Below are 12,451 nucleotides of genomic sequence, written 5' to 3'. Positions count from 1 at the left end.
CAGAAGGCGCGAGAACATGACACAGGCCATCACAAGAGAGCGGCAATGGGAGGACGGCGGCCGGTTACGCTGGCTGTACCTCGACATGAATTCGTTCTTCGCGAGCGTCGAACAGCAGGACAATCCGGGCTTGCGCGGCCGGCCGACGATCGTGGTGCCGGTCATGTCGGACTACACCTCGGCCATCGCCGCCAGTTATCAGGCCAAGGCCTACGGCGTCAAAACCGGCACCAGGGTGCTGGACGCAAAGGCGCGCATTCCGGGTTTGCGTATTGTCGAGGCACGACCCGACCGCTATGTCGATGTCCATAACCGCATCCTGGCCGAGATCGACCAAGTCATCCCGATCGACCGGGTCTGCTCGATTGATGAGTTCGCCTGCAAGCTTATGGGGCCTGAGTGCCACGAGGCGGCGGCGACCGCCATCGGCCACCGCATCCAGCGCCGCATTCTGGAAAATGTCGGGGAATGCCTGACGGCGTCAGTCGGCATCGCGCCGTCGCGTCTGCTGGCCAAGACCGCCGCCGATATCCGTAAGCCCTTGGGGCTGACCGTCCTGCGTATGGATCAGTTGCCGGGGGAGCTTCTGACGCTCAAGCTTGACGATTTTGCCGGTATCGGGCCATCGATGCTGAAGCGACTCAACAAGGTCGGTATCCATGAGGTCCGTCAGCTATGGGAAATGAGCCCTTCGCGGATGCGCCAGGTCTGGGGCGGGATCATGGGCGAGAACTTCTGGTACGCCATCCACGGCACCGATCCGCCGGACATAGAGACCAAGGGCGCCAGCATCACCCACGGGCATGTCCTGGCGAAGGAATTGCGGCCGGTCGAGCACGCCCGCGGCGTGGCGCGGAGATTGACGGCCAAATGCGGCTCACGGCTGCGGCGCATGGGGTTCAAATGCGGCGGATTGCACCTCTATGTCCGGAATGACGATGGCCGGGCAGAGGCCTCGACGCGTTTCGCTGTCACTTCTGACAGTTTCCGGCTGCTCGAGGCGGCCGATGGGTTGTGGGAGACCTGCGTACGTCAGCTGCGCGCGCCGAGGATCAAACAGGTTGTCGTCACCTGCCTGAACATGGTCGAGGCCGACCGGCCAGCGGACCTGTTCGGCTGGACGCCTGATGCCGGAGAGGACGGCCGGCATATGAAGTTGCTAAATGCTTTGGACGGTTTGAACCAGCGCTTTGGCAAGGACACGGTGACCATCGGTCCGCGCACCAAGATGCACGGCTTTGTTGGCGCCAAGATTGCCTTCAACCGCATTCCCGAAAAGCCGGAGTTCTGGGAGTAGGTGTTAAGGGATTTGCGCCGTGGTTATGTTTTGGCGCGATATCTCCCATCGCAAGTCTGCTGCGATCAGGCGTAGCCTTGTTGCATAAGGAGATTTGCCATGACTACGGTTACCTACAAGATTGTCGAACACGACGGCGGCTGGGCCTATCAGGTGGGCGATACCTTCTCCGAAACCTACCTGACTCACGACATCGCCCGCGCCATGGCGGAAGAAGCCGCCCGCGAGCAGACCCAGCCGGGCGAAAACACCGGCATCAGCTATGACGATAAGGCGGGGCAGTGGCACGAAGAGGCCGTCAGCGGTGAGGACCGGCCGGAAACCAAGGTCGAGGGCTGACCGGGAGCGATTTCCCGCCAGACTTCGTAACCATTGTGACAAACCGCAAGAACCGGAGCGACAGACCTGGATAGCGGTGCCATATGACGGCCACAGGAGGTCGTCATGTCTGCCGCGAACGTCATAAAGCTGCTTCTGCTCGCCGCCATCTGGGGCGCATCGTTTCTGTTCCTGCGCATTGCCGCGCCCGTGCTTGGGCCGGTGGCGGTCGTGACAGCGCGGCTGACACTTGGCGCGGTCTTTCTTTTGGGCGTGGCGCTCATTCAGCGCCGAAGCCTGGATATCCGTGCGCACTGGAAGCACTTCCTTATCCTCGGCTTTCTCAATACGGCCTTCCCCTTCATACTGTTTGCCTACGCCGCGCAGACCCTGCCGGCTTCGCTGCTGTCGATCCTCAATTCGACGGCGCCGATTTTCGGCATGGTCATTTCGGCTGTGTGGCTGCGCACCGCCTTTACCTGGAAGTCCGGTGCCGGCCTGGCGCTGGGTGTGCTGGGGGTGGCCATTCTGGTCGGACTTGATACCGGCAATCTGACGCCCGCCGCCGGACTGGCTGTTGGGGCGGGACTGCTCGCCGCCCTGTGCTACGGCCTGGCGTCGGCCTATGCCAAGCAGGCCAGGAGCGTCGACGGATTTTCCAATGCGCACGGCAGCCTGTGGGCGGCGGTGCTGTTTATCCTGCCTGTGGCGCCCGCTTATCCGCCGGTGCATATGCCGTCCATGCTTGTGATCTTCGCCGTCCTGGGGGTCGGTATTTTATGTAGCGGCCTGGCCTATCTGCTTTATTTCGACCTGATAGAGAAGGTTGGCGTTGGCCCCGCGCTCAGCGTCGGTTTCCTGATCCCGGTCTTCGGCGTCCTGTGGGGCAGCCTGTTCCTGCACGAGCATATCGGCGTCCAGACCGTGCTCGGCGGCGCCGTCGTGCTGGTGGGCACAGCATTGATCACCGGCTTCGATCCGCGCAGTCTGTTCCGCAAGCCCGTTACGGCATGATGACGACAAAGGTCTTGAGGACCGGATCTACAACCTTCCACGTGCCCTTGAAGCCCGGCCGGAAGACGAAATGCGCGCCGGCTGTCAGATCCCAGGTTTCGCCGCCGTCCTCGGTGACGACCGCATAGCCTTCGAGAAGCGAGCAGTATTCCCATTCGTCGTAGGCCACGCGCCATTCGCCGGGGGTCGATTTCCAGTAGCCGGCGAACGCCGTGTCACCGGGCCGTGCTTCGACCGTCCACACGGTAAAGCGCGGATCGCCATCCAGCACCTTTTCGGGATCGGGGCCGGTGTGCTCGGGCTCGGGCAGGTTCTGAGGATCGAACAGGACGAAATTTGGCATGGCGGAGCATTTCCAGATCAGTTTGCTTTGTCGCGATATTCCGTCGAAACCGCTGCACACTTTTCGACATATCGCTTTGGTGGACGCGGTTGATCGCGGGAAATGCGACCAGGCTAAATGGCCCTCCGTACGCGTCAACATATGACCTGTACGGACAAAACAAAACCCCTGACCGGGAGATCAGGGGTTTTGTTTGCTGAAATGACCGGTGCCCTTACTTCGGAGCGAGGATCATGATCATCTGCTTGCCTTCCATCTTGGGTTCGTATTCGACCCGGGTGGTTGGCTCGAAGTCGGCCTTGACCTGCTGAAGCAGCTTCATGCCGAGTTCGGGGTGGGCCATTTCACGGCCGCGGAAGCGGAGCGTCACCTTGACCTTGTCGCCTTCTTCGAAGAAGCGATGCATGGCCTTGGCCTTCACTTCGTAATCGTGCTTGTCGATATTTGGACGAAGCTTGATTTCCTTGATTTCGACGATCTTCTGCTTCTTGCGCGCTTCGGCCTTCTTCTTCTGCTCCTGGAAGCGGAACTTGCCGTAGTCGAGAATTTTACAGACGGGGGGATCGGCGGTGGGAGAGACCTCGACGAGGTCCAGGCCAGCTTCTTCTGCGGCTTCAAGTGCGGCGGAGGTCGGCATGATGCCTTGCTTCTCACCGTTATGGTCGATCAACAAAACGCGTGGAACTTTGATTTCCTGGTTGATGCGGGGGCCGTCTTTGGGAGGCGGGGCTTGGATCGGGCGACGAATAGGTCGTTCTCCTGTGACTGTTGATACGGTGATCGGATTCTGCGGCGGGATTATGAACCTGCCGGGGCTTCGGATCAATCCCTGTCTACGCGCAAAAGGTTAAATTTTGAGGGCATTCTTGCTGCTCAAGCGCCGCTGGGCTCGCGCAAACATGCGCGGCGGCCGTCGGCCTTGCCGAACGTGACGAGGGTTCGGAATGCAAGCTGGCTAAGGATGATACTTGCCTGACGCCAAGATAAGCAGCGCGCGGTAAACATCAAGGGTACGGTCGCACATGACGTCGAGGCTGAACAGGTCGCGGACGTGGGCGCGGCCCTTGACGCCCATGCGGAAGCGATCGGGTTCGGGCAACTCGATCGCCGTCTTCATGGCGGCGGCCCAGGCATCGGCATCACCCGGCGTCACCAGCCAGCCGGTCTCGCCCGGCAGCACGGTTTCGACAGTGGCGCCATGCGCTGAGGCCAAAGGCGGACGGTGCATGGCCTGGGGCTCGACCGCCGTGCGGCCAAAGGCTTCGGGTTCGATCGATGGCGCCAGCGCGTACTGGCACATGGCGTAGGCCGACGGCATGTCGGAACAGTGCCCGACCAGCTTGATATGCTCAGCTAAACCGTGACTGTCTATCTGCCTCAGCAGGGTTTCGGTATAGTCGCGGCGGCCCTGGTCGTCGCCGGCCATCAGGATCAGGAAGTTGTCCGTGCCCTGCGCTTTCAGTTTCGCGGCGGCCTCGATGACCAGCGCCTGGCCCTTCCACTTAGTCAGGCGCGCCGCCAGCAGGAAGCGCACGCGTGTGTCCTCGGCGGCGATACCCCACTTTTCTTCGAGATCCATCACCCGGCGCACATCGAAGGCTTCCGGATCGAAACGTTTCAGGTCGATGCCGCGCGGAATGGCGATGACGCGTTCGGGCGGCACGTCATAGATGTTCAGGATATGGGCGCGGGTGAATTCCGAATTGGCGATGGTCAGGTCGCCGCGCGTCATCTGGCTGTTGTACCAACGCTTGAGGCCCGACTTCGCGTTGTAGATACCGGCATAGGTGCCGACGGAACGCGCGCCGCATGCCTTCGCGGCCCCAAACCCGGCCATGGCCGGCGCACGCGAGCGGACGTGGACGATATCGACCTTCTCGGCGCGGATCAGGCCTTTGAGCGCGTTGAAGTTCTGCCACTGTACGAACGGGTTCTTGCTGTGGACCGGCATGTGGACGACAGTCGCGCCGGCCTTCTTGAGCCTTTCCTCCAGCCGTCCGCCTTTGGACACGACGATCGATCGGCCGCCGGCCTTGATGACGGCCTTGGCGACATCGAGCGTAGTCTGTTCGACGCCGCCGGTGTCGAGTTCCGGCACGATCTGCAGCACGCAGGCTTTGAAGGGGTCAGGCATAGGGACTTGTGGAGCGCGGGGCGGGCCGGTATTCAACGGCAATGACCACGATAATCCCGACAGATCAAGAGCCTGCGTCCTTTCTGGAGACAGGAGACGGTGACCGCATCGCCTGGCGGCGCGTGACAGGCGACGGCCCGACCATCCTTTGGCTGGGCGGCTTCCTGTCCGACATGACCGGATCAAAGATCACGCGGCTCAGCGCCGAGGCGCGGACGCGCGGCTGGGATTTCCTGTGCTTCGACTATTTCGCCCACGGCGAAACCGGGGGAAACTTCGATGAGGCAAGGGTTGGACGCTGGCGCGACAACGTGTTGGCGGTGGCGGACCGATTGACGCAAGGCCCCCTGGTCGCGGTGGGGTCCAGCATGGGTGGCCATATGCTGTCCCTGTTGATCAAGGCGCGGCCCGAGCGCGTGAAAGCCGCGGGCTTCCTGGCTCCGGCGGCTGATTTCGCCACGGCCCTGATGCTGCCCGCCCTGTCGCCCGAGGAAAAGCGGCAACTGGAGGTGTCGGGCGTGCACATGATGCCGGGCTATGACCGGCCGGTGCCGCTCAGCCAGGCGTTTTTTGATGAGGCGCGGACGCATGAGGTTCTGAACGCGCCGATCGCCTTCGACGGCCCGGTGCGGGTACTCCACGGCATGCAGGACGACCTGGTTCCCTGGCAGCACGGGGTGAGGTTGATGGAAACACTCACCAGCCCTGACGCGCGCATGGAACTGATCAAGGACGGGGATCACCGGCTGTCGCGCCCTCAGGACCTCGACCGGCTGGTCGAGATGGTCGCGGAACTGAGAGGATTGGCCGCCGCGTAAGCTTTTCCTTGCACGGACGATAAATTCGCGCCTTAATTCGGCTGCATGCCGGGCGCAGTTTGCGGCCCTCGGAGGTGGTGTTCATGTTTGCGTCGCGTCTTGCCCTTATCTGCTCGCTTCTGGTTCTGCCGGGCGTCGCCATGGCCGAAGAAGAGGTCGTGAAAAGCAACCGCGCGGCTCTGCCGGCGGCGACCGAAACGACCAGAGCCGATGTCATCGCTCTTCCTCCGACCGATACCAAGGCCCAGTTCATGTCGCGATTGAACGAAGAGGTGCTTTCGGACGAAAAAGCGCGCATCGACTACGAATCGTGGGCAGGCGCCGAGGAAGACTACAAGAAGCGCCGCGTGCATGGCTCGGCCAGTGTCAGCGTCGGCACGGGTGGTTACCGCAGCGCCTCGGTCTCGGCCGTCATGCCGGTCGGCGACAATGGTTGGCTGGGGCTGGCCTACAGCCAGACCGATTTCGGCGAAAACGGCGCCTATCCCTACATGTACGATGATCTTGGTTATGGCTACGGATACGGCCATGGCTACGGGCGTTATGGCCGGGGCGGGCGCGGCGGCACGTCGCAATCCTTCGCTCTGTCGTTCGAGTCGAACAGTGCGGGCGAAGATGGGTCCGGCTGTCCGTCGGCCTTCCATGAGCGCTATGACGATCCAGTTGTCGGCGCGCGCTTCGACCGCCGCTGCATGAGGCCGCGCGATTAGGTTTCGGCCAGGATGGCCTTCAGCCCTTCCCGATAGGTTGGATACTGCAGCCGCCAGCCCAGCACGGCCTTGGCGCGGGCATTGGCGACGCGTTTGTTGTCGTTATAGAAGCGGCGCGTGGCTGGGCTTAGGGATGGATCGTCCCACGCAATGGGTGCAGGCAGGGGCAGGCCGGTCAGTTCCACGGCATGGATCAGCACGTCTTCGCTCGACGCCGGTTCGTCGTCGCACAAATTGAAGATGTCGCGGGTTCGTCGTTCGAAGCTGGAGAGAAGTGCCTGGGCGCAGTCATCGTGATGCAGGCGGGAAAAGACGTGGTCCGGCTTATGGATACGCCGTGCCGTGCCGTCGCGCAGTTTTTCGATGACGTTGCGTCCCGGCCCGTAAAGCCCCGGCAGGCGGAAAAGATTCGCTCCATGGCTCAGCCATTGCGTCTCGGCCAGGACACGGCGCCGACCTTCGGTCGAGGAGGGGGTAGGGGCATCCTCTTCGTACACCCAGCCGCCATTGCGGTCGCCATATACGCCGGTCGTCGACAGATAGCCGATCCATTTGCCTTCGAACGGCTGACAGCCGATCGCCGCAAAGGCCGGACAGCCTGCATCGTCAGGCGCGGGTGTGATCAGCACACCATCGGCATCGGTAACCGCGCGCGCTATGGCGGCCTCATCCTGCGGATCGATTGCCGTGATGCCTTGCCCTTCCAGTTCCTGACGTTTTTCAGAGGTGCGCGCGGTCGCGAAAACGCTGTGTCCGGCAGCCTGAACCGCATCGGCAAAGGCCTTGCCGATAAAGCCGTAGCCATAGATCAGTATGGAACTCACTGGGCGGCGGCGGAGGCCGAAGCGGCTTCGGCGGCGGCCTTGGCGCGCGCCTCTTCCTTTTCCTTGGCTTCGCGAGCCAGGCGGGCATCGCGCTCACGCACCATGCGGTAATAGTCGGGAAGTTCGATGGCGTGGCCGAACGGTTTCGGCGACGGCGCCCCCAGACCTTGCGGCCACACGAAGCTGATCGCGATCAGGACAATGGCGATCACGGCGGCGGCTGGGTAGAAGATCTTGTCTGGCAGCATAAGCGCCTTATAGGCGGATTGTGCGCGGCATTCCAGAGGTTTTGGCCAGAGGTTTTGGCCAGAGGATTGTGGTTAAGGTGGCAGGCCACAATTTCGTCCCGGTTCCTCTTGTGTAACCCAAATGCCACACTATATCCCGGCTATCCATTGTCCCGCCGGTTGCTTGCTTTGAGGACCGAAGGGGCTTATCCGCCTTTCAGGGGAGCCACTATGAACATCGAAAAATATTCCGAGAAAACCCAAAAGGTTATCCAGAGCGCACAGGGTATCGCGCAAGCCAACAGCCATCAGTATTTTATGCCGCAGCACGTCCTCAAGGCGCTGGTCGAAGACAAGGATGCCCTTGCGCCACGCCTGATAACGCTTGCCGGCGGCAATGCCGACGCCTTTACCGGTGCGGTCGATGTGTCGCTGTCGAAGCTACCTTCGGTCAGTGGCAATGCCCAGCTTTACATGCACAACGACACGGCGCGCCTGTTCAACGAAGCCGAGACCGAGGCCCAGAAGGCCGGCGACAGCTTCGTCACCGCCGACCGCCTCATGCTGGCAGCCCTTGGCGGCAAGGAATCCGAACCGTTGCTGAAGGCCACGGGCATTTCGCTGAAAGCTTTGAAGGACGCCGTGACCAATTTCCGCAAGGGCAAGACCGCCGACAGCGCCACCGCCGAAAACGGCTTCGATGCGCTCAAGAAATACGCGCGCGACCTGACCCAGGCCGCGCTCGACGGCAAGATCGACCCGGTCATCGGCCGCGACGAGGAAATCCGCCGCACCATCCAGGTCCTGGCGCGCCGCACCAAGAACAATCCTGTCCTGATCGGTGAGCCCGGCGTCGGCAAGACCGCCATCGTCGAAGGCCTGGCCCAGCGCATCGTCAATGGCGATGTGCCGGAAAGCCTCAAGGACAAGAAGCTGTTGTCGCTCGACATGGGTGCGCTGATCGCCGGCGCCAAGTACCGCGGCGAGTTCGAAGAACGCCTGAAGGCCGTGCTCAATGAAGTCACAGCGGCCGAGGGCGAGATCGTCTTGTTCATCGACGAGATGCACACGCTTGTCGGCGCTGGCAAGGCCGACGGCGCCATGGATGCGTCGAACCTGCTGAAGCCTGCTTTGGCGCGCGGCGAACTGCACTGCGTTGGCGCGACTACCTTGGATGAATACCGCAAACACGTCGAAAAGGACGCGGCCCTGGCGAGACGTTTCCAGCCGGTCTTCGTCACCGAGCCGACGGTCGAGGACACCATCTCGATCCTGCGTGGCCTGAAGGAAAAGTACGAGGTTCACCACGGCGTGCGTATCTCCGACTCGGCCATTGTGTCGGCGGCGACCCTGTCAAACCGCTATATCCAGGACCGTTTCCTGCCCGACAAGGCCATTGATCTTATTGATGAAGCGGCGTCGCGCGTCCGCATGGCCGTCGATTCCAAGCCGGAAGAGCTCGATGAACTTGACCGCCGCATCGTCCAGCTCAAGATCGAGCGCGAGGCGCTGAACAAGGAAACCGATCCGGGCTCCAAGGCGCGGCTGGAAAGACTGGCGAGCGAACTGGAAGACCTGGAAGGCCGCTCATTGGGGCTGACCCAACGCTGGAAGGCCGAAAAGGACAAGGTCGGCGCCGCCGCCCGCGCCCGCGAAGCCCTGGACCGCGCCCGCGTCGAACTGGCCAACAGCCAGCGCGCCGGTGATCTGCAAAAGGCGTCTGAAATCCTCTATGGCCGCATCCCGCAACTGGAAAAGCAGCTTCAGGAGGCTGAAAACGCGCCGCAGGATGCACCGTTGACGCCGGAAGTCGTCGATGCCCAGCAGATTGCGGCGGTTGTGTCGCGCTGGACAGGTGTGCCGGTCGACAAGATGCTGGAAGGCGAGCGCGAAAAGTTGCTGCGTATGGAAGATGACCTGCGTAAGCGCGTCGTTGGCCAGGATGAAGCGCTAACGGCTGTGTCCGATGCCGTGCGCCGGGCGCGTGCCGGCCTGAAGGACCCGAACCGGCCGATCGGTTCGTTCCTGTTCCTGGGGCCGACGGGTGTCGGCAAGACCGAGCTGAACAAGGCCCTGGCCGAGTTCCTGTTCGATGATGATACCGCGATTACGCGGCTCGACATGTCGGAATATATGGAGAAGCATTCCGTATCGCGCATGATCGGCGCGCCTCCGGGCTATGTCGGTTATGACGAAGGCGGGGCGTTGACCGAAGCGGTGCGCCGGCGTCCGTATCAGGTGGTACTGTTCGACGAGGTCGAAAAGGCGCACCCGGACGTGTTCAACATCCTGCTGCAGGTGCTGGACGACGGGCGGCTGACGGACGGTCAGGGGCGTGTGGTCGATTTCCGCAACACCCTGATCGTCATGACGTCGAACCTCGGTTCCGAAGTCCTGGTCAATATGGATGAGCACGCGTCGGTTGAAACCGTGCGGCCGCTGGTCCTGGATGTGGTGCGCCGGCATTTCCGGCCGGAATTCCTCAACCGGATCGATGAAATGATCCTGTTCCACCGCCTGGACCGCGTGCACATGCACGATATCGTTCGTATCCAGTTGAAAGGCCTGGAGAAGCTGATGGCCGACCGGGAAATGACGCTGAGCATCGACGATGCGGCGCTGAACTTCCTGGCGGACAAGGGCTTTGACCCGGCCTATGGCGCGCGGCCGCTGAAGCGCGTGGTGCAGAAGCTGCTGGTCGATGGGATCGCCAAGCAGATCCTGTCCGGCCAGGTGTCGGATGGCGATGTCATCCAGGTCGGCTTCGATGGCGAGCATCTGACGATCGGGAAACCGACCATGAACTAGAGCGATATGGCGAAAAGTGTAAGCGGCTTTCGCCTTAAATATCGCGACAAAACAAAAACTTAGAGCATGATGACATTTCTATCTAATGTCATCATGCTCTAATGGGGTTTTGGGGCCTGAGGCCCCAAGGCCTTTAAAATCAAAAGAAAAGCCTGGCCCCAAAAGGCCAGGCTTTTCTTTTGATACAGACTGCTGACAAAGTCTGTGGACAATTTTCATGCGGTATATTGCCACCTGATTCACGGAACGTCTCGGAATCAAGCGGTGAACATATCGGAATCAAATTGTGGCAATTGGCCCTTCTCAAAAAAGATAGGGGGTTTGTCAGTAGCCTGAATCAAAAGAAAAGCCTGGCCCCAAAAGGCCAGGCTTTTCTTTTGATATCAGAAGATTTTGTGGGGTCGCCCTTCGCATGGCTCCGGGCGTTCGTCGCGGAAATCAGTACATTTAATACTGATTTCATCCGATTTGCTCTTGAGCAAATCGGCGCTCCTCACCCCCACGCCCCATTAGTCATTCTCGATGTCCTCGAGCGACCGGCCCTTGGTTTCCGGCATCCTGAACCAGATAAACATGAAGCCGAGCACGCAGATCACAGCATAGAGCCCGAAGGTGCCGTGCGCCTTGAGCGTGCTGTTCAAGAGCGGGAAGCTGTAGGTCAGCACGAAAGACGCCAGCCAAAGCGCCCCCACCGCCACCGCGATCGCGGCACCCCGGATGCGGTTCGGGAAAATCTCCGCGATCACCACCCAGGTCACTGGCGCCAGCGACATGGCGTAGCAGGCAATTGCCGCCAGCACCAAAAGCAGGGTCGGCAAACCGCCGATCCCCAGTGCGAAACACACCGCCATCGCCGTGTAGATCACCGCCAGCCCGGCCGCGCCAAACAGCATCAGCGGTCTGCGCCCGGCGCGGTCGACCAGGTTGAGCGCCAGCACCGTGAAGGCGAGGTTGACCGAACCCGTCCAGGCAATATTGGCGATGACGCTCGACAGATCGTAACCCGCCGCCTTGAACACCTCTTCGGCGTAATTGAAGATGACATTGATGCCGCACCATTGCTGGAAGACGGCCAGGACGATCCCTATCAGCAGCGCGCCGCGCACCTTGGGCGACAGCAGGTCGCTTAAACGCACTTTTTCGCCCGGCTGGTCCAACGTCGCTTCCACCTGTACCAAGGCCGCGTCGGCGTGGCTGTCGCCGCCGATCCGGCTCAGAACTTTGCGCGCATCGTCGCGGCGGCCGCGCGTCAGCAGCCAGCGCGGGCTTTCCGGCGCGAACAGCATGCCCAGCAGAAAGACGACCGATGGCACGGCGCAGATGGCGAACATCCATCGCCAGGCCTCCGTGCCATACCACGAAGCCGCCAACGCCGCTGTTTCCATCCCGGCCGGCAGATCGCGCACGATCCACCAATTGGTCAATTGCGCCCCCAAGACGCCGATGACGATGGTTAGCTGATTAACCGCCACCAATGCGCCGCGAATTCGCGCCGGGGCGATTTCGGCGATGTAAAGGGGCGACAGCGATGACGCCAGGCCGATGGCCACACCGCCGGCGATGCGCCAGGCCACGAATACATCGAAATTGTTCGCCAGGGCGATGCCGATCGACGTCGCGCCGAACAGCAATGCCGAAGCGATCAGCGGCCCCTTGCGCCCGAACCGGTCGGCCGAAGCCCCGCCGAGGACGGCGCCAAAGAAACAGCCGATCAGGGCGCAACTGTTGGCCCAGCCCGAAACCGCTGGGTCGGTAATGCCGAAATAGCTTTCGAAAAAGGGCTTGGCGCCGCCGATGACCACCCAGTCCCAGCCGAACAAAAGGCCGCCCATGGCCGCGCTGAGCGTGATGGCCAGGACGAAGCCGAGGCGCCACTGGCCGTTTAGGGCAGGACCGTCCGTGGATGGCGGAGGCATGGACATGGGGGCATTTCCTTTTGTATGATTTTTTCGTATTTC

General features: G+C 61.6%; 12 protein-coding genes. 6 read left to right on the top strand and 6 right to left on the bottom strand.

The window, feature by feature from the left end:
- Positions 1-16 precede the first annotated feature (16 nt).
- The 3 genes from J2X24_RS00345 (at position 17) to J2X24_RS00335 (ending at position 2,629) form a co-directional block, all read left to right on the top strand.
- Positions 17-1,297, top strand: a complete 1,281-nt coding sequence (locus J2X24_RS00345; RefSeq protein ID WP_209714945.1) for a Y-family DNA polymerase — start codon at positions 17-19, stop codon at positions 1,295-1,297.
- A 99-nt stretch (positions 1,298-1,396) separates the two neighbouring features.
- Positions 1,397-1,636, top strand: coding sequence for a hypothetical protein (locus tag J2X24_RS00340; protein ID WP_209714942.1), 240 nt, complete (start codon positions 1,397-1,399; stop codon positions 1,634-1,636).
- Between the two features lie 105 nt (positions 1,637-1,741).
- The gene (locus J2X24_RS00335; protein WP_209714939.1) at positions 1,742-2,629 is read left to right on the top strand and encodes a DMT family transporter; all 888 of its coding nucleotides are present in this window, start codon (positions 1,742-1,744) and stop codon (positions 2,627-2,629) included.
- Here the strand turns inward: J2X24_RS00335 and J2X24_RS00330 are convergent.
- The 3 genes from J2X24_RS00330 to J2X24_RS00320 all read right to left on the bottom strand — a co-directional run bounded on the left by J2X24_RS00330 (position 2,619) and on the right by J2X24_RS00320 (position 5,106).
- Complete coding sequence (locus J2X24_RS00330; RefSeq protein ID WP_209714936.1) at positions 2,619-2,972, bottom strand: cupin domain-containing protein; 354 nt, start codon at positions 2,970-2,972, stop codon at positions 2,619-2,621. The two genes, J2X24_RS00335 and J2X24_RS00330, sit on opposite strands and share 11 nt — an antisense overlap.
- Positions 2,973-3,186: 214 nt before the next feature.
- Positions 3,187-3,708, bottom strand: coding sequence for a translation initiation factor IF-3 (gene infC / locus J2X24_RS00325; protein ID WP_209716368.1), 522 nt, complete (start codon positions 3,706-3,708; stop codon positions 3,187-3,189).
- 219 nt (positions 3,709-3,927) lie between these two features.
- Positions 3,928-5,106 (bottom strand): glycosyltransferase family 4 protein, encoded by a 1,179-nt coding sequence (locus J2X24_RS00320; RefSeq protein ID WP_209714932.1) that lies wholly within the window; start codon positions 5,104-5,106, stop codon positions 3,928-3,930.
- A 41-nt stretch (positions 5,107-5,147) separates the two neighbouring features.
- Here J2X24_RS00320 and J2X24_RS00315 point away from each other — a divergent pair, with 41 nt between their 5' ends.
- Together J2X24_RS00315 and J2X24_RS00310 are read left to right on the top strand one after the other, a co-directional pair.
- Positions 5,148-5,924, top strand: coding sequence for an alpha/beta hydrolase (locus J2X24_RS00315; RefSeq protein ID WP_209714929.1), 777 nt, complete (start codon positions 5,148-5,150; stop codon positions 5,922-5,924).
- An 83-nt stretch (positions 5,925-6,007) separates the two neighbouring features.
- On the top strand, positions 6,008-6,634 hold the full coding sequence (locus J2X24_RS00310) for a hypothetical protein (RefSeq protein ID WP_209714926.1): 627 nt from the start codon (positions 6,008-6,010) through the stop codon (positions 6,632-6,634).
- On the opposite strand, the gene J2X24_RS00305 is transcribed toward J2X24_RS00310, so the two are convergent.
- Both J2X24_RS00305 and J2X24_RS00300 read right to left on the bottom strand, forming a co-directional pair.
- Positions 6,631-7,458, bottom strand: coding sequence for an NAD(P)-binding domain-containing protein (locus J2X24_RS00305; RefSeq protein WP_310002280.1), 828 nt, complete (start codon positions 7,456-7,458; stop codon positions 6,631-6,633). The two genes, J2X24_RS00310 and J2X24_RS00305, sit on opposite strands and share 4 nt — an antisense overlap.
- A complete protein-coding gene (locus tag J2X24_RS00300) occupies positions 7,455-7,706 on the bottom strand; it encodes a hypothetical protein (RefSeq protein WP_245344337.1) in 252 nt (83 codons plus the stop codon). The genes J2X24_RS00305 and J2X24_RS00300 overlap by 4 nt, the downstream gene beginning before the upstream one ends.
- Before the next feature lie 210 nt (positions 7,707-7,916).
- Here J2X24_RS00300 and clpB point away from each other — a divergent pair, with 210 nt between their 5' ends.
- The gene (clpB, locus tag J2X24_RS00295; protein WP_209714923.1) at positions 7,917-10,493 is read left to right on the top strand and encodes an ATP-dependent chaperone ClpB; all 2,577 of its coding nucleotides are present in this window, start codon (positions 7,917-7,919) and stop codon (positions 10,491-10,493) included.
- Between the two features lie 509 nt (positions 10,494-11,002).
- Here clpB and J2X24_RS00290 read toward each other — a convergent pair.
- The gene (locus J2X24_RS00290; protein ID WP_209714920.1) at positions 11,003-12,415 is read right to left on the bottom strand and encodes a sugar porter family MFS transporter; all 1,413 of its coding nucleotides are present in this window, start codon (positions 12,413-12,415) and stop codon (positions 11,003-11,005) included.
- Between the last annotated feature and the right edge of the window lie 36 nt (positions 12,416-12,451).

Origin of the sequence: Asticcacaulis solisilvae (genome assembly GCF_017875235.1) — a bacterium.
GTDB classification, from domain to species: Bacteria; Pseudomonadota; Alphaproteobacteria; order Caulobacterales; family Caulobacteraceae; genus Asticcacaulis; species Asticcacaulis solisilvae_A.
The sequence above is the reverse complement of the archived record's forward strand: the minus strand, read 5'-3'. Positions and strand labels throughout refer to the sequence as shown.

Coding starts and splice junctions, on each gene's coding strand:
- J2X24_RS00345 (WP_209714945.1), top strand. CDS start 17: ATGACACAGGCCATCACAAGAGAGCGGCAATGGGAGGACGGCGGCCGG.
- J2X24_RS00300 (WP_245344337.1), bottom strand. CDS start 7,706: ATGCTGCCAGACAAGATCTTCTACCCAGCCGCCGCCGTGATCGCCATT.
- J2X24_RS00320 (WP_209714932.1), bottom strand. CDS start 5,106: ATGCCTGACCCCTTCAAAGCCTGCGTGCTGCAGATCGTGCCGGAACTC.
- clpB (WP_209714923.1), top strand. CDS start 7,917: ATGAACATCGAAAAATATTCCGAGAAAACCCAAAAGGTTATCCAGAGC.
- J2X24_RS00290 (WP_209714920.1), bottom strand. CDS start 12,415: ATGTCCATGCCTCCGCCATCCACGGACGGTCCTGCCCTAAACGGCCAG.
- J2X24_RS00315 (WP_209714929.1), top strand. CDS start 5,148: ATGACCACGATAATCCCGACAGATCAAGAGCCTGCGTCCTTTCTGGAG.
- J2X24_RS00330 (WP_209714936.1), bottom strand. CDS start 2,972: ATGCCAAATTTCGTCCTGTTCGATCCTCAGAACCTGCCCGAGCCCGAG.
- J2X24_RS00310 (WP_209714926.1), top strand. CDS start 6,008: ATGTTTGCGTCGCGTCTTGCCCTTATCTGCTCGCTTCTGGTTCTGCCG.
- J2X24_RS00340 (WP_209714942.1), top strand. CDS start 1,397: ATGACTACGGTTACCTACAAGATTGTCGAACACGACGGCGGCTGGGCC.
- J2X24_RS00335 (WP_209714939.1), top strand. CDS start 1,742: ATGTCTGCCGCGAACGTCATAAAGCTGCTTCTGCTCGCCGCCATCTGG.